The following is a 19,323-nucleotide window of genomic DNA, read 5'->3' as shown; positions in this document are numbered from 1 at the left end:
ACGACGTCGGGTGCGGGAGCACGGTCCCCGCACCCGACGTCGTCTACTGCTCCTCCGCGAGGAGCGCGTACGCGGTGGCGACGAAGGAGTCGCGGGCGCGGAACCGGCGGGTGCACAGCGCGACCAGGGCCGTGCCGGTGTCGGGCCTGAAGCCGAGGAATGCCTGTTGGCCGAGGGTCGCCCCGCTGTGGAAGTACATCGGTCCGCCGTTCGTGGGATGCCGGAACCACGCCATCGTGTGCGTGTGCCGATGTCCCAGACCGCGTCGCAGCAGGGGCGTGCGCACCGCCCGCAGTGCGCCGGCCAGCGGGGAGTCGGCCGGGTCGAGGTGGGCTTCGAGGAAGGTCAGCAGGTCGTGCGGGGTGGCGCGGACGGCACCGGCCGCTTGGAAGCCGCCCGCGTCGAAGGGGGCGGTGCGGGTGCGGCCGTCCTTGCCGTGTCCGACGGCGTCGGTCTTCGGGTCCTCCGGCCGCAGAGCGGTGCCGCTCAGGCCGAGCGGACGCAGTATGTGCGCGCCGAGCAGCTCGCCCCAGGCCGTGCCCGTGACCGCGGCGAGGGCGTGGCCGAGCACGGCGACGCCGAAGTTGGAGTACTCCCACCGGGTGCCGGGCCGGTGCCGGGGGCGGTGTCGCAGGAACGCCCGGGTCACGCGCTCGGCGGGATAGCGGCCGTAGGGGTTGGTGCGCCAGGCGGGCAGCGCCCGTACGTAGAAGTCGGCCGGCAGGGTGGGCAGTCCGGCGGTGTGCGTGATGAGGTGGGCGAGCGTCACCGGGGCCGGCTCGGTCCGCCGGGCCGGGTCCAGGCAGGCGGCGGCCGGTTCGCCGCCGGTCAGCAGGCCGCGCTGGATGAGCTGGGCCAGCAGCAGTCCCGTGAACGTCTTGGACGCCGACCCGATCTCGTACCGCAGGTCTTCGCGGGGGACCGGCGGGGGCGGGGCCGTGCCGCCGCAGTGCAGGGTGCGGCGACCGGCCCGGGACACGGCGAAGACGGTGTCGGGCGCGTCGACGGCGTGGACGGCGCTCTCCAGCCGCTCCCGCACCGGGTCGTCGCTGCCGAGGGGGGCGCCCGTGCCGTCCTGGTCGCTGCCGAGGGTGCCACCCCTGCCGTCCTGGTCACTGTCGTCGGCGCCGCCCGGCCAGGGCGTGGAGCGGCCGGTCATGGGGTGGCGTGCGCCAGCTCGGTGAGGGCGCGGGAGGTGGCCAGCACGGACGCGAAGGCGGCGACCAGCGTCGGGTGGTAGACGAGGTCGAACACCTCGTCCGGATCGCCCTCCGGCATTTTCCCGAAGGCGGGCATGGAACCGTCGGGCTGCTGTGCGGCGGCGAAGCCCTCCCATGCCCGTGCGTCCAGGGTGGGGCGGGGTAGACAGGCGTCGACGACGAGGAGTTCACCGAGCAGGTCCCAGCGCTTCAGGTCCAGCCAGTCGTCGATCCAGGCCGGCAGCCACATGGCGAGGTAGTCGGCGATGTCCGGGGGCAGGCCGTCGGGGTGCTCTCCCCAGTCGGTGAGGTGGAACACCGCGTGGGTGACGTCGTAGGCGATGTGCCCGCTGACCGTCCAGGGCTCGGGCGTGCGGGCCAGCCAGGTGGCGCCGACGAGGTCCGCTTCGGGCGGGCTGGGTGTGAGGCCGAAGCGGCGCTGGAACGCGGCCAGTCCGAGGCGTCGGGTCGGGTCGAGTTCGAGGGCCGCCCAGCTGTCGAGCCGGTGGTAGAGGACGGTGGCGCGCTCCACCTCGGGTTCGCTGTACCCGAGTTCCTTATACGGGAGGTACACCTCGAACGGGATGGGCGAGAGCGGCTCGATGCGCTGCCCCCGGACCAGCATGCGGCCGCCGTCCAGCGTGTGCCGCCAGGTGTGGTCCACGAGCTTGCGCGCCAGCTCGGCCTGCTGCGATCCGGCCACCCCCTCGCGGAACAACACCCGGCAGATCAGGGCCAGTTCGCCGACCGGTTTGAAACGCTCCAGGAAGCCCACTTCCGGATCGACGTCGGGCTCCAGGCGGAATCCGTCGCGATGGGCCCACAGCCACTCCAGGGCGCGGACGCCGACGGTGTGTATCAGACGGGTGTCGGTCATCCAGGCGCTCCTTGTTCCTCGTACCCGTGGTGCATACCGCCCTCGCCTGTAAGGCACTTGAGGGTCTGTGCCGCCGCGAACGCGGCCATCAGCGTGGAGTGGTAACAGCGGCGGAAGTCCGGCTCCGTATCCGCTTCGCCGTCGCCCCGCGGGCCCTGCTCCGGGAGCGCGCCCGAGGCGTGCTGCGCCCGCGCGATCCGCGGCCAGGCGTGCTGCAGGGTCCCGGGGTCGGGCGGGGACGGGAGGCTCGCGGCGACGATCAGCAGCTCGCAACTGAGGTCCCACATCCCAGCGTCCAGGCAGGTGTCGAGCCAGGCGGGCAGCCAGTCTGCGAGATAGGCGGCCACGTCCGCGGGGACGCCCTCGGGGGTGCGGCCCCAGTCGGTGAGGTGGAAGACGACGTGGGTGAGCGCGTACCCCGAGGAGCGCTCGAACGTCCAGGGTTCCGGCAGTCCGCCCAGCCAGGTCCGGCGCAGTAACCGCGGGTCCTGTTCCGGCCGGTGGATGCCGCTGCGGTGTTCGGCCTTCAGGACGCCGAGCCGGCGGGTCGGTTCCTGCTCGGTCAGCCGCCAGCCCCGCGTGCGGGCCGTCGTCGCGGCGGCGGCCTCGTACCCGGAGTGCCGCAGTCCGGCCGAGGCGAAGACGGAGTAGACCTCCAGGGGATACGTCGCGAAGGGCTCCAGCGCCTGGAGCCGTAGGAACAGCTCGCCCCGCCCGGTCTGCTGCCACGCGAACCCCAACAGGTCGGAGGCGCACGCGTGCAGAGGGTCCGACGGCGGGGTGTGCGCGCGTACGCTCACGCAGGTCTGGGCGAGTTCCCCGAGGGGTTTCCAGGTGGCGTCCACATGGCCGTCCGCGGTGAGTGCGTCCTCCCCCAGCGTGAAGTCGCCGCGGTGCGCGGACAGCCAGGCGAAGGCGCCCGCTGCCACTTCCCGGATCTTGTCGACGTCCATCGCCGTCATACGAGCGCTCCGGCGGCCCGTATGACGCGTGCCGCCTGTGCCTGGAGGGCCACACGGGGGTCGGTGCCGCCCATCAGTTCCACGAAGTCCAGCCCCGCTTCGAGGCCGAGTGCGTCCGGTACGTCTTCGAGCAGGGTCAGCCAGCGTCCGGCACCGGCCGCCTGCTGCCAGTCCCTGCGGCGCACCGCCCGTACGAAGCCCCGGGCCACGTCGACCGTGCGGCGCCGGGCCGCGCGCGCCACCGCGCAGTCACCGCCGGGCACCGCGAGCGGGGCCAGGACGGCGAGTTGGTGCGTCAGCACCTGCCAGGTCGCCTCGTCGAGCCAGCGGGCGTCGGGTTCCGCGGTCGCGTCCGTGCCGGGCGGGCCGGTCGGGGGCGGGCCGGATTGGGGCGAGTCGAACCGCCGTAGCGTGCGACTCATGGCCCAGTGGCTCCACAGGACGGTGGGAGCCGCGTCCGCGCGGGGCGGAAAGGCCTCCACGGTCTCCCGGAACACGGTGAGGGTCTCGGGAACGGGCGGGGTGCGGAAGAGGACGTGCGGCAGCAGCAGATCCGCTCCCAACACGCGTACGGCGGCGAACGCGAGGCTTCCCCCATGGCCGTCGACGGCCTCGGTGCCGGACACTCGCACGTGGTCCCCGCCCCGCAGGGCGGAGACCACGTCCGACGCAACGTCCTGCACCGCGCCCTGCAAGAGGGTCGTAGCGCCTGACTGCTCCATGCTCAGCTGCTCCCGTCGGTCCGCTCAGCCCTTCTTGGGGCGAGGGGTCGGCGGGGACAGCAGCAGCTTGGTGTCGGCGGAAAGCAGCGCCAGAGCGGCGCACTCCCGGCTGTCGCGGAAGACACCGTCGGGCTCCGCGGGGTCGAGCGCCGCCTCGATGTCGATGCTCGGGACGCCCGTGATTTCCTTGAACGCCTTGTCAGTGGAAGGCATATCACCATCTCCTCTGGGTTCACCCCCTCCACAACCCAGATCACCACAGAGTCACAGAGCACGCATCTTTTCCCAGGTGTGGCTATACGTCACTTCTTCAACATTTTGGGGGGCGTACGCCTAGGGCTGGTTGGGGCAGTGCGCCTCGGTCATAAGGTCGGCGTCAGCGGCAGGTCCCTCGGTCATTCGGCCGATCCCGCTGCCGGGGGTTCGGCCTACGGTGATCGGCATGAACTCCGTTTCCGCCCAGGGCTGCGTCCGCGGCCTCGCCGTCGGTGTCCTGGTCGCCGCATGTGTCGTCGACGTGCTCTTCGCGGGCTCCGACGGGACGAGCATCCTGCCGACGGCGGGCCCCGTCTGGCCGACCCTGGCCGTGGTGCTCGTCGGGCTGGCCGCCGTGCTGTGGCCGGCCGGGCGGCGGCCCAAGTGGCTCACGCCGCAGGTGCGCACCGCCGTGCCCGCTCTCGCCTCGGCCCTCCTCACAGCCGCTTCGCTGCTGGTCCGGGGCGAGGTCATGCTCGGTCCGGGCGAGATCTTGACCCTGCTGTGCCTGCTCTTCATCGCCGTACGGCACTGCCCGCCGCGCTGGGCCGTGGTGTGCGGCACCCTCGACGCGGGCGCGCTGCTCATCCTGCCGGTACGCGGCGACGCGGCGCTGAGCAGCGAGGTGCAGGGCATGCAGGTCATCGGGCTGCTGCTGATCGGCCTCGTCGCGGGGTTCGCGGGCTATCTGCGCTCGCTGGACTACCGCCGCACCGTCGCCGTCAGCGACACCCGCCGCAGCGAACGCCTGGCCATCGCCGCCGACCTGCACGACTTCGTCGCCCACCACGTGACGGGCATCCTCGTGCAGACCCAGGTGGCCCGCATGATGGCGACCACTCAGCCACAGGACCTGGACCCCGTCCTGGCCGGCATCGAACGCGCCGCGACCGAGGCCCTCGCCTCGATGCGCCGCACCGTCGGCGTGCTGCGTGACACCGGTGCCGAGGCGGCCGACCGCCGTCCGGTCGGCGACCTCGCGGGCATCACGGAACTGGTCGAGGGCTTCGCGACGCCGGGCCAGCAGGTCGCCCTGCACCGCGACCCCGCCCTGTCCCCCGACGCCCTCCCCCACGAGGTGCAGGCCGCGGCCTTCCGGGTCGTCCAGGAGGCCCTCACCAACATCCGCCGGCACGCGGCCGACGCCACGCACATCGAGGTCCGCCTGCGATACGACACCGACACCGATCGCCTGGTGGTGTCGGTGGCGGACGACGGCCGCGGCGGCACTCAACTCCCGGCCGCCGCCCACGGTGGCGGCTTTGGTCTCGTCGGCCTGAAGGAGCGGGTCACCGCACTGGGCGGCGAACTGGAGGCCGGACCGCGGGGCGGCGTGGGGTGGGAGGTGCGGGCGGTGTTCTCGGCGGGGAGATCCTGAGGGAGTGTCCGGGAGTGGCCGGAAGTGTCACTTGCGCCAGAACAGATGGTGCGTCACGCCGCTCGGGCTGGGCACGACGTCCAGGTGGAACCGGTCGAGCAGTTCATCGGGGGACTCCCAAAGTCGAATTCCTGAGCCGAGCTTCACCGGCGAGACCGCCACATGCATCGTGTCGACGAGGTCCGCGTCGAGGAACTGCCGGATGGTGGTGACCCCGCCGCCGAGCCGGACGTCCTTGCCCTGCGCCGCCTCGCGGGCCTGCTCCAGGACCGTGGCCGGGTCGCCGTCGACGAAGTGGCACGTCGTGTCGGAGAGGGTGAACGACGGACGCTTGTGGTGTGTCATGACGAACACCGGCGTGTGGAACGGGGGTTCGTCACCCCACCAGCCGAGCCACTCATGGTCGTGCCAGGGCCCGCGCTGGGGGCCGAACTTGTTGCGGCCCATGATCTCGGCGCCGATGTTGGATGCGAAGTCCCGAGTGAAGTAGTCGTCGAGGCCCCGACTGCCCCCAGGGTCGGTGCGGTTGGGCCAGCTCGCCGTGGCACCGGCCCAGGAGAACAGCCTCGCGGCATCGGGAAGGCCGAACGGGCTCTCGAAGCTCTGGTCCACGCCGGCGCCCACTCCGTCGCTCGAGACGTTGAAGTTCTGGACTCTCAGCAGCTGATCCATGTGCTCTCCTGTGCCGTCGCCGGGCGGGCCTTCCCCGCCTCTCACCCCTGCGTCGAACGGGAGACGGCCGGATCGACAGTCTCGCGGAATTTCTTCAGCCGGTGTTCGTGAGCTTCGGCGAGGAGGAGGTAGCCGGCGGCGGTCCAGGTGTAGGCGCGGTCGCGCAGGCCCGTACCGGTCAAGGCGTCGAAGTTCTCCGCGAACCCGTTGGTTTCGCACAGGCCGCGGAAGCGGGCGCTTATCTCGTCGGCCAGGCGCTGGTGGCCGCTGCGGCGCAGGCCGTCCTCGATGAGGACGGTGGCGGGTGCCCAGATGGGGCCGCGCCAGTAGCCGTCAGGGCGGTAGTGCGGGGAGGTGGGGAGTTCGGTGGCCAGTCCATAGGGGGTCAGGTGGGCCTCGATGCGTGCGGCCAGGCTCTTGGCGATGTGCTCGGGCAGGTGCTCGCCCAGAACGATCGGCATCAGGTCGAGCAGGCTGGAGCTGCTCCTGGTGTCGCCGCTGTCCACGCCGCGGGCGACGAACCGCTCCCCCGTCCAGAGTTCGTCGAACAGGGCCGCCTGGACGTCCTCCGCGCTACGTGTCCACTGCCGCGCGTCGCCGGCGAAACCGAGTTCCTTCGCCAGGGCGGCGAGTTCGCGCAGTTGCAGGACGAGAAACGCGGCGAGGTCGGCACTGACGATCACCTGCTCGGCGTCGAAGGTGGTGGCGTTGTCCCAGCCGCTGTCGTTGCCGTGCTGGTAGTGGGGCAGGGCGGCCCCCGGTGCGCGGCGTGCGGTGAGCCAGAAGTCCGTCCAGCGCTCCAGTCTGTCGTAGATCTCGGCGAGTTCGGTTCGATCGAGGGGTTCGCTGAGGCGTCTGCGCAGGTGGCTGAAGGTCCAGCCGTGGATGGGTGGTTTCACGAAGTTGCGGAGGACTTCCGAGTGGGTGACCGAGTCGGGCAGGGCGCCGCTCTCGTCCTGGTGGTCGAAGGGCAGCGCGAACTGGTCCCGGGCGAGGGCGGGCGCTCCGGGGGCCAGGGCGAGGGCGTTGAAGCAGTGGTCCCAGCTCCAGACCTTGTCCATCCAGTGTTTGGACATCAGCACCGCGGGTCGCGTGACCAGGCCTGTCGGCGCCACGGTCGCTGACCACAGGACGTACACGGCGAGTTCGGCTGCCGCGGTGCCGGGCGAGCGCCAGGGGGCCACCGCGTCGGCGAAGGCCGCGAAGTCCTGCTCCGCCGCGGTGACGACCTCGCTGAACGTCGTCCGGTCTGTGACGGGGCCGCGTGCGGTGTCGAGTTCCTCGACCGCGGCCTCCCAAATGCCCCCGGCCTCCGCGCTGATGGTGAGACCGCGATCGGCGTGGCCCAGGGCTTGACTGCCAGTGGCACCCCGCACGACGCCCGACAGCACGGTGACCCGGTAGCGGCGGCCGGTCTCGTACGACGTGAAGACGTGCGCCCCGTCCACCGGATCCCGGTAGAAGTACGTCCCCGTGAACGGCGTCAGTGTCGACGCCGCCGCCGTGATGCGCAGGCTCGTTCCTTCCCCGCGCAGGCGTACGGTGTCCGGCGACTCGTAGGCGAGGTCGATCCGCCCTCCCCCGTGGGCCCAGCTGAGGAGACTCGGCGTCGCCGTGACACTGGTCTCGGCCCGCTCCCCCGTGGTGGCGTCGAGGGGGACGAAGCGCAGGACGGGGTGCATGCCGTTCTGGTGGGAGACGAGGTGGAGGTCGTCGGCGTACGTCTTCTCCGCCAGCACAGGGGAGATACCGAACCAGGAGCCATGCGTGCTGAACGGGATGTCATGGAGGGAGAAGGCCGGGCCGGATCGGGCGGCGGTCATGCGGAGTTACTCGATTCTTCAGCAGGGTTGGTCGGCAGCGGAGTTGGCCGACGGAGCGCGGAGGGGTCAGTCCTTCACGGCTCCGGCGGTGACGCCGGCGGCGATGTAGCGCTGGGCGAGGACGAGGATCACCGTGGCGGGCAGCGAGGCCACGACGGCGGTGGCCATGATGGCGTTCCATTCCTGGTTGTTGTTGCCGATGTAGTGGTAGATGCCGAGGGTGATCGGTTCGTGGGTGCCGCCGTTCGCGAGAGTGCTGGCAAAGACGAAGTCGGACCAGGACCACAGGAACGCGAACAGCGACACGGTGACGACGGCGTTGCGGCTCATGGGCAGCACGATCGACCAGAAGGTGCGCAGGGGTCCGGCCCCGTCCGTCTTCGCGGCCTGGAGCAGTTCCTCCGGGATGCCCGACATGAACGCGGTGAAGATCAGCACCGCGAAGGGGACAGCGAGTGTGGAGTCCGCGACGATCAGGCCTGGCACCGACTGCAGGAGCCCGAGGCTGAGGTAGATGGCGTAGAAGCCCATCGCCATGATGATGCCGGGGATCATCTGGGCGACCAGGAAGAGGAAGCTGAGGACACCGCCGCCGCGCGGGCGCAGCTTGGCCAGGGCGTAGCCGGCGGGTGCGGCGAGGGCGACGGTCAGGACGACGGTGCCGAGGCCGATGACGAGGCTGGTGGCGAGGTAGGGCAACTGGTCGTTCAGGACGGTCCGGTAGCCGGCCAGGGTGCCGTTGACCGGGAACAGGTCGGGCGGGCTCTTGCGCATGTCCTCGTCGCGGGTGAAGGACACATTCAGCATCCAGTAGACCGGGAAGAGCATGAGCGCGGTCAGGAGCAGGCCGGTGGCTGTCTTCCACCAGGTGTTCCGTGCGGTGATCATGAGGCGTACTGCTTTCGCTGGACCCTGAGGTACACCAGGCCGAAGACGAGGGCGGCGACGACGAGCAGGTTGCCGACGGCCGCGCCGGGGCCGAAGGCGGGCAGCAGGTTGCCGAAGCCGAGCTGGTAGGACCAGGTGGCGAAGGTGGTGGAGGAGTCGGCCGGGCCGCCCTTGGTCATGATCCAGATGATGTCGAAGACCTTGAGCGTGTAGACCAGGCCCAGCAGCAGGGTGATCGCGGACACCGGGCGCAGCAGCGGGAAGGTGATGCTCCAGAACCGGCGCCAGGCGTTCGCGCCGTCGAGGGCGGCCGCCTCGTACAGCGAAGCGGGGATCGACTGCAGGCCGCTGTAGAGCACGACCAGGTTGAACGGCACGCCGATCCAGATGTTCGCGATGATCACCGAGGTCAGTGACCACTCCGGTGACGTCAGCCAGTTCACCGGGCCGATGCCGAACACGTTCAGGGCGGTGTTGACGACGCCCGATTCGCTGTTGAGCATCCACGACCAGGTGGAGGCCGACACGATGAGCGGCAGCAGCCACGGCACCAGGAACAGGGCGCGCAGGGTCGCCGACAGCCGGAAGTGCTGGTTGAAGAAGACCGCCAGGGCCAGGCCGATGGCGTACTGGAAGGCCAGGCACACGGCGGTGAACACCACGGTGTGCAGCAGGGCGGGGGTGAAGGTCGGATCGTCGAAGACGGTGCGGTAGTTGGCGAGGCCGGTGAAGGGGGCGTCGCCCTGGACGAAGGAGCGGACGGTGTAGTTACGCAGGCTCAGATCGAGGTTGCGGTAGAGGGGATAGGCGTAGAACAGGGCGAGGTAGGCGGTGACGGGGGCGAGGAAGGCCCAGGCGGCCCACTGCTGGGAGGCAGGTCGCCGGCGTGGCGGGTGGGGAGCGGGTGCTCCTTGGTGGTCGAGCGCCGGGGGACGCTCCGGCGGATGGGTGAGCTGCTTCATCGGCCCCACGTCACTTGACCGCGGCCTGCGCCGAAGTGAGGGCGTCCTTGGGTGACTTGGACCCGCTCAGGGCGGACTGGACCGCCTTCCACAACTGCTCGGAGATCTTGGGGTACTTGGTGCCGAGGTCGTCGCTGGTGCGGCCCTTGGCCGCCTTGACCGCCTCGACCCAGGGCTTCAACTCGGCATTGGCCGCGATCTGCTTGTCCTGCACCTCGGTGGTGGGGGCGACGTAGGACAGGGTGGTGTCGGTCTCGTAGAGGTTGTCGGTGCTGGTCAGGCAGGTCGCCAGCTTCTGTGCGGTGGTGTAGCGGCCGGTGTCGCCCTGGACGGGGACGGTGACGAACTCGCCGCCGGTCGGGGCCGCCGCGTTGCCCCCGCCGGACGCCGGGATGGGCAGGACGCCGTAGTCGAAGCCGGCCTTCTCCGCGTTGGCGAGCTGCCAGGTGCCGTTCTCGGCGAACGCGTAGTCGCCGCCGGCGAACTCCTGCCAGCTGGTGGTCTGGGTGTTGTTGAGCACCGAGTTGGGGGCGTACTTCTTTTCCAGCCAGTCGGTCCACAGGGACAGCGCCGACACGCCCTGGGCGGAGTCGAGTTCGGTGAGCTGCGCGCCCGAGCCCCAGAACCAGGGCAGGAACTGGAAGCTGCCCTCCTCGGTGCCGATCGCGGAGAACGTGATGCCCTTCTTCCCGGCCTTCTTCACCTTCTCCAGCGCCGCCGTCAGCGTTGTCCAGTCCTTGACCGACGCGATGTCGACCCCGGCCGCCTTGAGGACGTCCTTGTTGTAGTAGAGGGCAAGGGTGTTGGCGCCGATCGGCGTTCCGTAGGTCTTGCCGCCCGCCTGGCCTGCCGCGAGCAGGTTGGGGTCGGCCTTCGAGGTGTCCAGCTTGGTGTCGTCGGTGGTGGTGAGCACGCCCGCCTCGGCCAGGGTCGACACCACGGGGTTGTCGACGATGAGCACATCCGGCGAGTTGTCCTGCTGCGCCGCCAGGAGCACCTTGTTGGTCAGGTCACTGGTGTCGAACGCGGTCCGCTTGATCTTCACGCCGGCCTTGCTGCCGCAGCCGTCGAGCAGTTTCGCCCACGCCGAGCCCTTGGCGAACTGTGGGTAGGGGTCCCAGATGGTGTACGTGCCGCTGTCGTCCCCCTTCGCGGACGAACTGCCGTCCGACGAGCACGCGGTGGTGCCGCTGACGACGGCGACGACGGTCAGGGCCGCGGCGGTGAGCCGCCGTCCGGTGGATCCGTTCATGGCGCGTTCCTTTGTGTATTCGGCAGGGCATGCCGACGTGTTTTAGGCAAGGGCATGCCGAGGAGGCGGCCGGGCAAGCGGGCCGAGGCAGGTGTACGAGGGGCTGGAATCGGGCGTTCGAGCCGGAACCGGGGGTCCGGTCAGACGTGGGCGGGTCCGGTGCTGGCCCGCAGCGAGATGGGCGGCGTGAGCAGGTGGTGGCGCGGTGCCGAGTCGGGAGCGCCGAGCTGCTCGACCAGCAGGTCGACGGCCAGACTTCCCATCTGTGCCGCCGGCACGTCCGCCGCGGTGAGCTGCGGGGTCACCGTCTCCGCCCACCGGCCGGCCACGACTCCGGTGACGGAGAAGTCGCGCGGCACATGGCGGCCCGCCACGGCCAGGCCCCGGTAGAGACCGCCCAGCGCGGCCTCGTTCAGGGTGACCAGTGCCGTGGTGGCCGGGTCGTCGTGCAGGATCCGTTCCACGCACGCCTGGCCCGACGCGGCATCGTCCCCGCAGCAGTACGTCCGCACGGTGAGCCCGCGCTCCGCCGCCGCCTTGGTGAAGCCGTCCAGACCGCGGTGCGCCGACTCGTACCCCGCGCGGAGCAGGTGCTCGGGCCGGTTGACGAAGGCGATCCTGCGGTGGCCGAGGTCCGCGAGGTGGTGCACGCAGGCTGCCGCCAGCGCGGTGTGGTCCAGGCCGACCCACCAGCCGCGCTCCGGATGCGCGGTGCGGCCGATGGCCACGGAGGGAAAGTCCAGGGCGGCCAGGTGGTCGACGCGGTCGTCCTGGAGCCTGATCTCCATCAGGATCGCGCCGTCGACCCGCCGCTCGGCCAGCAGCCGCTGGAACGAGCGGTCGCTGTCCGCGCCGCTCGGGGAGAGCAGCACGTCGTAGTCGTAGGCCGCCGCCGCTTCCACCACGCTGCCGATGAAGTCGAGTTGCATGCCGGTGTAGTGGTTGCCGGCGGGCGGGAATACCAGACCGAGGGTGCTGGTCCGGCCGTTGGCCAGGGCACGGGCGCTCGCGTTGGGCCGGTAGCCCAGTTCGTCGATGACCCGCTGGATCTTGCGACGCGTCTCCTCCGACACGGGGCGCTTGCCACTCAGCGCGTAGGACACGGTGCTCCGCGAGACACCGGCCCGTTCGGCGATCTCCCCGATGTTCACGGCACTCCTTCGTCGATCCGGTTCGCAAGCGAGCCGATTGTCGAACCGGTTCGCTTGACGGAAGCTAGGAGTGCCCGGAGACGCTGTCAATGCCTTGCGCACAACTCCGGGAAACCGCCGCCCAATCCGCGTCGGAGGTATTGCTGCTCTGTTTCCGGCGGTGCTAGCTTCCGGCGAACCGGTTCGACCGAGCCGCTCACAGCCGCCGCGTCCGCCCGAGCTGGGCCATGCCGTTCCGGGCCCGTCCAGCTCACCACCGCTCGAACCGGTTCACGTCATGGACGGGACGGATCACCCCCACGGAGACCTCAGTGCGACGCAAACGCAGCACAAGAACAGCAGCCGCCGGTGCCACCGCCGTAGCAGCCCTCGCCGCCCTACTGGCCGTACCCGCCGCCGGTGCCGCGAGCGCGGCGGAACCGGAGCAGCTCACCATCGACCTCGGCACCGACACCGGCGCCTTCCACGGTGGCGCCTCCGGCTCGCTGTACGGGATCTACGGCGACGGTGTGCCCAGCCGCAACGTCCTCGAGGGCATGCACGTCCGCACCGTCTCGACGAAGGCGCAGGACGGGCCCCAGCACCCGGGAGCGGACGCCCTGGAGGTCCTGCCGTCATTCGTGGACTCCGGCGGCAAGGACGTCTACATCTACATGACCGACATCTACCGCGGATTCCCGTACCAGTGGCCGGGCGCGGACGGTCCGGCGCGGCTCGCCGACTTCAAGGCGAAGATCAAGAAGCAGGTCCATCAGGTCCTGACCATGGGCGACTACAAGGACAACGTCGTCTACGTCCCCTTCAACGAACCCGAAGGGAACATGTTCGGCACCGGCGAATGGAGCTATGACAAGGTCTCCTGGCTGGACGACCCGAAGGAGTACTTCGCGGCCTGGAAGGAGGTCTACCACCTCATCAAGGGCCTCGACCCGGACGCTCGGATCGCCGGCCCCAACACCAGCGTCCTCTACAGCCAGGTCAAGGACTTCCTCCGGTACACGAAGGCCAACGACGTGGTGCCGGACGTGATGACCTGGCACGAGCTGTCGTCGCCCGCCGCGGTCCGCACGAACGTGGCCAAGTACCGGCAGATGGAGAAGGACGTCGGCGTCGGCCCACTGCCGATCAACGTCAACGAGTACGGCCACAACTACCACCTCTCCGTACCGGGTCAGGTCGTCCAGTGGGTCTCCGCCATCGAGGAGTCCAAGATCGACGCCGACCTGGCCTACTGGAACATCGACGGCAACCTCAACGACTCGGCCGTCGAGGCCAACAAGGGCAACGGCCAGTGGTGGCTGTTCAACGCCTACGGCCAGATGTCCGGCCACACCGTCGAGGTGACCGCCCCGCACCCCAACGAGCAGTACACCCTCCAGGGCGTCGCCACGCTGGACGAGGACAAGAGGCAGTCCCGGGCGATCTTCGGCGGCAAGAGCGGTGACGCGGACGTCGTCTTCAAGAACGTCGACCCCACGCTGTTCGGTACGACCGTGCACGCCACCGTCCAGGAAATCCCGTGGACCGGACAGGTCGGCGACTCGGCCCAGCCCCTTCGACTCGCCGACCAGGAGCTCACGGTCGGCGCCGACGGCACCGTCACCCTCCCCATGACCGGCATGAACGAGATGTCGGCGTACCAGGTCATCCTCTCCCCCGGCGGCGACGGCGGCGCACCGGCCGAACCCTCCGTCAGCTGGCGGAAGACGTACGAGGCGGAGAACGCCACCTACACCGGCGGCGGCTACTCGAAGAACGGGCCCGAGGGTTCCCCGCAGGACGTCGGCAAGTTCGCGACCTCCGGCGCCTACAACGTCGGCGGGCTGCGCACCGGCTCCGACGGGGTGCTCGCCTTCGACGTGGACGTACCGAAGGACGGCACCTACGACCTGAGCGTGTTCGCCAACTCCTACAACCTGTATGACCTGGTGAAGGAGCAGGGGCCCACCAACGTCTTCCTGCGCGTCGACGACAAGGACCCGCAGGAGCTACGACTGCCCCTCGGCTACAAGTGGGTGGTCTGGGGCCACACCGACACCACCGTGAAGCTGACCGCCGGCAAACACCGCATCACCCTCGCCGCGAAGGACGCGGATCTGGGCGTCACCAAGGGCGACGCCATCATCGACAAGGTCGACCTGGCGCTGCGCGACGAGCACGTGACCGCACCGGCGGTCTACGAGGCCGAGTACGCCACGCTGTCCGGCTCCCGGCCCGACTACACCTACCGCGGTGCCTCGGGCCCCGGCGCGGTGCCGCTCGGCAAGGGCGACTCCGCCACCTTCTGGGTCCACGCGCCCGCCGACGGCGAGGCGACCGTGTCCGTCGGCCACCTCGGCGGCGGCCGGGCGAGCCTGTCGCTCAACGGCGAGAAGCTCGACGTACCCGGGATCGGCGGCGCCAAGAAGGGCACGGACACCGTCCGGATGTTCCTGTCCGGCGGCATCAACAAGATCACTGTCACCGGCGATTCCCGTGAACTCGTCCTCGACCGGCTCCAGGTCACGCCCTCCGGCGGCACCCTGCCGTCGAAGGTGTACCAGGCGGAGGACGGGGCTCTGACGGGTGCGGCCAAGGTGACTGAGGCCTACACCTTCGCCACGGCTGGAAAGGCCGTCACGGACATCGGCGACGGCAAGGCCAACGCGCTCTCCCTCGACGTCGTCGCCGAACGTTCCGGCCGGCACGCCGTGACCATCCGCTACTCCAACGCCGAACAGGCACCCGCCACCCACTACAACCCCGACCCGATCGCCCGCCACGCCGACCTCTCGGTCAACGGCGGAGCGGCCCGCCGCGTGCTGTTCCCGACGACCTTCCACTTCAACAACTTCTGGGAACTGACCGTCCCGGTCACCCTGAAGAAGGGCACGAACCGGCTCACCTTCACCGCGCAGGAGCTGCCCGACTTCAACGGCGACACCTACAACCAGTACGACCAGCGGTCCCCGTACGCACCGGTCATCGACCGCATCACCGTGACACCACTCGCGGGGAAGTAGCGCGACGGACGGCCCGGACCCTCACCGGCCCGGGCCGTCCGCAGCGTCCCAGCCCAGCCGCGTCACCCCGCCCGGCCCCGCGTCCCGTACATTAGCCGCCGCAGCACCACCTCCACCGGCCCTCGGCGCCCCGCCCGCTCAAGGGCGTACGCCCCCGCCACAGTGATCAGCCAGACGCCGACCGCGAAGAGCGCCATGGTCGCGCTGGTCAGGTGTTCGCCCAGCCCGAGGCCCCAGGCGGCCAGCACCGGGGCGAAGAGCAGCGAGTGCGCGAGGTAGCAGGACAGGGACCGCTTGCCGACCGCCGAGACCGCCGCCACGGCTGCTGAACCCCGTCGGCTCCTCCTGCTCGTCCACCAGTGCGCGAACAGGGCGACAGCGGCGACGTAGCCGAGTCCGGCGGCGTTGCCCGTGAGTTCCCGGAGCAGGTAGAGCGCTCCCGTTTCGCTCTGCGCGTCGTCCGGTACGTCGAGGGCCCCGACGTGGGCGAGCGCGGCGGGCAGTGCGCCGAGCCAGCCGACCGTGATGCCGATGACGGCCGTGCGGCGCAGCAGGGTCCGATGGAGCCCAGGTTCCTCCAGAACCCGGCGGCGGGCCGCCCAGAACCCGAGCAGGAAGATGACGTAGCCGCCACCGACGAGCGCGAGCAGGCCGCCGGAGGTGACAAACAGGCCGGTGGACACGCGGGTGCCGGCCGCGTCGAGCCAGCTCTTCTCCTCCGCGGCGTACGCCACGTAGCCCGCATCCGCGTCGGCGGCGTCTCCGAGAGACCCCAACTCCCCCTGGAACAGAGCCGATACGACCGGCTGCAGCGCCAGGAGCACCATCTGGGCGCCGCCGATCCAGATCCACCACTTCAGTGCGCGTTCGCTTCGACGCAGGAAGACGAGGCCGAGGACGAGGCTCAGCACTCCGTAGTAGCCGACGATGTCGCCCGCCATCAGCAGAGCGGAGTGCGTCAGGCCGATGACGATCAGCCAGAGACTGCGCCTGCGCAGGATCCGGACCGTGTCCCGCTCGGAGGTGCCTGCGGTCGTCTGCCGCAGATAGAGCTGCATCATCCCGTAGCCGAAGAGGAACGCGAAGAGCGGATAGATCCGCAGGTCCAGCACGGTGATCATGGTGAACTGCACCGAGTGGTCGAGCCACGAGCCGTCCACGGGCTGCCATCCCGCAGGTCCGCCCCGCGCCGCCCAGAGGTGGAAGGCCGTGTTGGAAAGGACGATGAGCAACAACATGAACCCGCGCGCGAGGTCGGGTGCGAGCGCCCGCTCCTCGGCCCGTACGCCTCCGCGCCGCACCGGCTGCTCTTTGCTCGTGATCGTCATGGACCCACGCTAGGAAGGTCCTGACCCGTCCCGATATCGATCGGTGGTCGCGCGGCGGCCGACAAAGGGATGAAGCAGGGGCGGGGCGCCGCGACCAAAGTTGCACCAACGGCCGAGGCCGATCCTGTGTTTCTCAGCTACCTGACGGCTGCTCAGCCAGGGGGTGACAGCCCCTGGTTACGCGCCTCGGCAACGCGTCATATTGGCCCGAACCCGGGCTGTGGCAGTCAACCGCCTCAACCCATTGAGCGAGGGGCGCGATCAGCGCTGCCGTGATTCAGCCACTGCGGTCGGCACCCCTGGTTGCCCTGATGGAGGAAACATCAATGAACACATACGTGTCACCGCTGCGATGGACGGCTGCCGCCCTGGTTGTTCTGTCTCTCACCACCGCGACCACCGGTGGGGTGGCAGCTGCACCGGCATCACCGGTGGCGGCATCGTCGGCCGGCTCGCACCTGGGCAAGCCAGACCTCTCCGCCGTCCCCGACGTGATCGCCACTGACATCCAGATGCCGTGGGGCATGGCATTCCTGCCCGGCGGGGACGCCCTGATCACCGAACGACAGACAAGCCGCGTTCTGCGCATCGGGCCGGGGCACGCGCCCGAGCACGTCCGCACCATCCCCGACGTGTACCTCCCGGGTGGCGATGGCGGGCTGCTCGGGCTGGACGTATCCCCCCGGTTCGCCCGGGACAAGCTGGTGTACGTGTACTACACCGCCGTCGATGGCGAGTCCCGCATCGCCCGCTTCAAGCTCGGCTCCGACGAGCCCCTCGATGTCGTCCTGGCCTTCGACCGCGGGGAGAATCACAGTGGCGGGCGCCTCAAGTTCGGCCCGGACGGCATGCTGTACGCCACCGTCGGTGATGGCCGCACCCCCGAGAACGCGCAGGACCTGACCAACCTCAACGGCAAGATCCTGCGTGTCACCCCGGACGGCCGGCCGGCGCCGGGCAACCCGTTCCCCGACTCGCCCATCTGGAGCTACGGCCACCGCAACCCGGAGGGCCTCGCCTGGGACGCCCGGGGCCGGATGTACTCCGCCGAGTTCGGTGAGGATGCCTTCGACGAGATCAACCTGATCAAACCCGGCCGCAACTACGGCTGGCCGATGGTGGAAGGCACCGGGGACACCGACAACGGCCGCCTCACCAATCCGCTGATCACCTTTCCCACCACCGTTGGCCCCTCGGGCATCGCCATCGCCGGCAACACGCTCTACATGGCCGGCCTGACCGGCCAGACGCTGTACACCATGCCGCTCGTCAACGGTCGCATCGGTGAGCCGAAGGAATATCTCCCCGGCGTCCACGGGCGCTTGCGGACCGTGGAGATCGCCCCCGACGGCGCACTCTGGCTCACCACGTCCAACCAACCGCGTCAGCCCCGCGAGGGCGACGATCGAGTCCTGCGGTTCCCCGCACGCTGACAACAAGTCAGCCCTCAGGGCGTGATGCCCACGCCGTCGATGCGGCTCCACACGTGTTCCTGCGTGGCGGACATGGCGGGCCAGTGGAGGCCACCGGGCCGGGGGCGGACCTTCGTGGCGAACGGCGCGGGGCGGAACGCCGGATCGTAGAAGCAGCCCTCTCCGTAGGTGGTGTCGAACGCGCCGCACGCACGCGCGATGGAACTGGGGGTGGGCTTCCGGCCGGTGCGCGCCCATGTGTCCAGAGCCGCCAGGGAGTTGGCGTACTCGGCGTTGCTGAGCGTGCTGTGCTCGCTCTCCCTTGTGAAGGTCTGGACGAGGTTCTCGCCTCGATCGGCGGCCTGGACCGTGGCACGATAGGCCGCCTCGTGCTCGACGAAGACCTGTGGGTCGTCGATCGCGTGCAGCGTGAGGACCGGGAGTGCGATCCGTCCGGTGAGGTCGCTGTCGTAGGAGAGGTCGCGGCGTGCGGTGGGATCGGCCGAGAAGCGTGCCACGCCGGCGTTGAGTGCCTTGTCGTCGCGCGAACCGTCGTAGCGCACCCCGCGGTTGCTGAACGGGTTACGGCCGTCGAGCCGGTTGGCCACGATGTCCTGGACGAGGAAGGCCGCGTACTGCATGTTCGTGGCCAGTGAGTGTTCCGGGATGCGGGTGACCGCCAGGATGTCGTCGAGGTCGCGCTGCTGCTCCGCGGTCCGGTCCGCCGGGTCGGAGTCGATGCCGGTGCACTCCTGGAGCCGGCCGTGGACGTCGTCGGGTGTCATCGTGGAGTCCGCGGGCAGTCCTTGCCACAGCGGGTACTGCGGCTCGGTGGGACGGGGCAGGTTGCGGCAGTAGTACTGGTAGACCATCCGCAGGTCCACGCGCGTGTCGTAGCCGCGCGAGCCGCCGGCCAGGAAGCCGTTGGTCAGCAGGACTCCGTCGTAGGTACCGCGCTTCTCGCCGTGGGTCTCGGCGACCTTGGCGGCGACATTGCCGCCCCAGGACTGGCCATGGAGGTAGGTGCGGTCGGGGCGGCCGAAGTGGTGGACGAACAAGCGGCGTATGTTCTCCGTGTCGGCGGCGGCCATTCTGACTCCGTAGCCGCCTCGCCGGTACGAGGAGCCCACCCAGGCATAGCCTTCGTCGACCATGACCGCCCAGCGCTCCAGGTCCTCGGTGGTGGTGGACTCGTCGTAGGAGAAGTCAGGACCGCCGTGGGCGTGGACGACGAGGGAACCGTTCCAGTGTTTCGGGACGGCCATCGTGTAGTACGCGCCGTTGGCATCCCGGCCGGTGTAGCAGCCGGCCTTCCCCTCCAGGCCGGCCGGACAGGTGGCCGCAGCGGGCCGCGTGGTGTCGGCCGGGGCGGCGGGCGCAGTGCCGAGCGTGCCCACGACCGCGGCCGCGAGCAGTGCCGTCAGCGTTGCCGTGTTCAAG

16 protein-coding genes are annotated in these 19,323 nt (G+C 70.0%); 3 read left to right on the top strand and 13 right to left on the bottom strand.

Annotation, left to right across the window (positions count from 1 at the left end; all coding sequences use genetic code 11):
* Positions 1 to 43 precede the first annotated feature (43 nt).
* Genes KCH48_RS01990 through KCH48_RS01970 form a run of 5 tightly spaced genes read right to left on the bottom strand, consistent with a single transcriptional unit; the run spans position 44 to position 3,973 of the window.
* Positions 44 to 1,159 (bottom strand): serine hydrolase, encoded by a 1,116-nt coding sequence (locus KCH48_RS01990; protein WP_210569743.1) that lies wholly within the window; start codon positions 1,157 to 1,159, stop codon positions 44 to 46.
* On the bottom strand, positions 1,156 to 2,076 hold the full coding sequence (locus tag KCH48_RS01985) for a hypothetical protein (protein ID WP_210569736.1): 921 nt from the start codon (positions 2,074 to 2,076) through the stop codon (positions 1,156 to 1,158). The genes KCH48_RS01990 and KCH48_RS01985 overlap by 4 nt, the downstream gene beginning before the upstream one ends.
* Positions 2,073 to 3,038, bottom strand: coding sequence for a hypothetical protein (locus tag KCH48_RS01980; RefSeq protein WP_210569734.1), 966 nt, complete (start codon positions 3,036 to 3,038; stop codon positions 2,073 to 2,075). Before KCH48_RS01980 ends, KCH48_RS01985 begins: the two co-directional genes overlap by 4 nt.
* The gene (locus KCH48_RS01975) at positions 3,035 to 3,760 is read right to left on the bottom strand and encodes a hypothetical protein (protein WP_210569732.1); all 726 of its coding nucleotides are present in this window, start codon (positions 3,758 to 3,760) and stop codon (positions 3,035 to 3,037) included. Before KCH48_RS01975 ends, KCH48_RS01980 begins: the two co-directional genes overlap by 4 nt.
* Positions 3,761 to 3,784: 24 nt before the next feature.
* The gene (locus tag KCH48_RS01970; RefSeq protein WP_210569730.1) at positions 3,785 to 3,973 is read right to left on the bottom strand and encodes a hypothetical protein; all 189 of its coding nucleotides are present in this window, start codon (positions 3,971 to 3,973) and stop codon (positions 3,785 to 3,787) included.
* A 229-nt stretch (positions 3,974 to 4,202) separates the two neighbouring features.
* On the opposite strand from KCH48_RS01970, the gene KCH48_RS01965 reads away from it, so the two are divergent.
* Entirely contained in the window at positions 4,203 to 5,393 is a 1,191-nt protein-coding gene (locus KCH48_RS01965; protein ID WP_210569728.1) for a sensor histidine kinase, read from the top strand.
* A gap of 27 nt (positions 5,394 to 5,420) precedes the next feature.
* Here KCH48_RS01965 and KCH48_RS01960 read toward each other — a convergent pair whose 3' ends face one another.
* The 6 genes from KCH48_RS01960 to KCH48_RS01935 all read right to left on the bottom strand — a co-directional run bounded on the left by KCH48_RS01960 (position 5,421) and on the right by KCH48_RS01935 (position 12,141).
* Positions 5,421 to 6,065 carry a dihydrofolate reductase family protein gene (locus tag KCH48_RS01960; protein ID WP_210569726.1) on the bottom strand — a complete coding sequence of 215 codons (645 nt, stop codon included), beginning with the start codon at positions 6,063 to 6,065 and terminating at the stop codon, positions 5,421 to 5,423.
* A 41-nt stretch (positions 6,066 to 6,106) separates the two neighbouring features.
* Positions 6,107 to 7,888 carry an amylo-alpha-1,6-glucosidase gene (locus KCH48_RS01955; RefSeq protein ID WP_210569724.1) on the bottom strand — a complete coding sequence of 594 codons (1,782 nt, stop codon included), beginning with the start codon at positions 7,886 to 7,888 and terminating at the stop codon, positions 6,107 to 6,109.
* Positions 7,889 to 7,954: 66 nt separating this feature from the next.
* A complete protein-coding gene (locus KCH48_RS01950) occupies positions 7,955 to 8,776 on the bottom strand; it encodes a carbohydrate ABC transporter permease (RefSeq protein WP_210569722.1) in 822 nt (273 codons plus the stop codon).
* On the bottom strand, positions 8,773 to 9,738 hold the full coding sequence (locus KCH48_RS01945) for a carbohydrate ABC transporter permease (protein ID WP_210569720.1): 966 nt from the start codon (positions 9,736 to 9,738) through the stop codon (positions 8,773 to 8,775). Before KCH48_RS01945 ends, KCH48_RS01950 begins: the two co-directional genes overlap by 4 nt.
* Before the next feature lie 10 nt (positions 9,739 to 9,748).
* The gene (locus tag KCH48_RS01940; protein WP_210569718.1) at positions 9,749 to 10,990 is read right to left on the bottom strand and encodes an extracellular solute-binding protein; all 1,242 of its coding nucleotides are present in this window, start codon (positions 10,988 to 10,990) and stop codon (positions 9,749 to 9,751) included.
* Positions 10,991 to 11,130: 140 nt separating this feature from the next.
* A complete protein-coding gene (locus KCH48_RS01935) occupies positions 11,131 to 12,141 on the bottom strand; it encodes a LacI family DNA-binding transcriptional regulator (RefSeq protein WP_210569716.1) in 1,011 nt (336 codons plus the stop codon).
* A gap of 311 nt (positions 12,142 to 12,452) precedes the next feature.
* On the opposite strand from KCH48_RS01935, the gene KCH48_RS01930 reads away from it, so the two are divergent.
* Complete coding sequence (locus tag KCH48_RS01930; RefSeq protein WP_210569714.1) at positions 12,453 to 15,143, top strand: cellulosome protein; 2,691 nt, start codon at positions 12,453 to 12,455, stop codon at positions 15,141 to 15,143.
* A 62-nt stretch (positions 15,144 to 15,205) separates the two neighbouring features.
* Here the strand turns inward: KCH48_RS01930 and KCH48_RS01925 are convergent, their stop codons facing one another.
* Entirely contained in the window at positions 15,206 to 16,471 is a 1,266-nt protein-coding gene (locus KCH48_RS01925) for a DUF418 domain-containing protein (RefSeq protein WP_210569713.1), read from the bottom strand.
* A 326-nt stretch (positions 16,472 to 16,797) separates the two neighbouring features.
* Between KCH48_RS01925 and KCH48_RS01920 the strand changes: the two genes are divergently transcribed.
* Positions 16,798 to 17,904, top strand: a complete 1,107-nt coding sequence (locus KCH48_RS01920) for a sorbosone dehydrogenase family protein (protein ID WP_246884684.1) — start codon at positions 16,798 to 16,800, stop codon at positions 17,902 to 17,904.
* A 14-nt stretch (positions 17,905 to 17,918) separates the two neighbouring features.
* Here KCH48_RS01920 and KCH48_RS01915 read toward each other — a convergent pair whose 3' ends face one another.
* The gene (locus KCH48_RS01915; protein WP_210569711.1) at positions 17,919 to 19,322 is read right to left on the bottom strand and encodes a DUF6351 family protein; all 1,404 of its coding nucleotides are present in this window, start codon (positions 19,320 to 19,322) and stop codon (positions 17,919 to 17,921) included.
* Position 19,323 lies beyond the last annotated feature (1 nt).

This window comes from Streptomyces sp. GESEQ-4, from assembly GCF_017948455.1.
Classification (GTDB): Bacteria; Actinomycetota; Actinomycetes; order Streptomycetales; family Streptomycetaceae; genus Streptomyces.
This window is presented reverse-complemented; position numbering and strand designations above follow the sequence as displayed.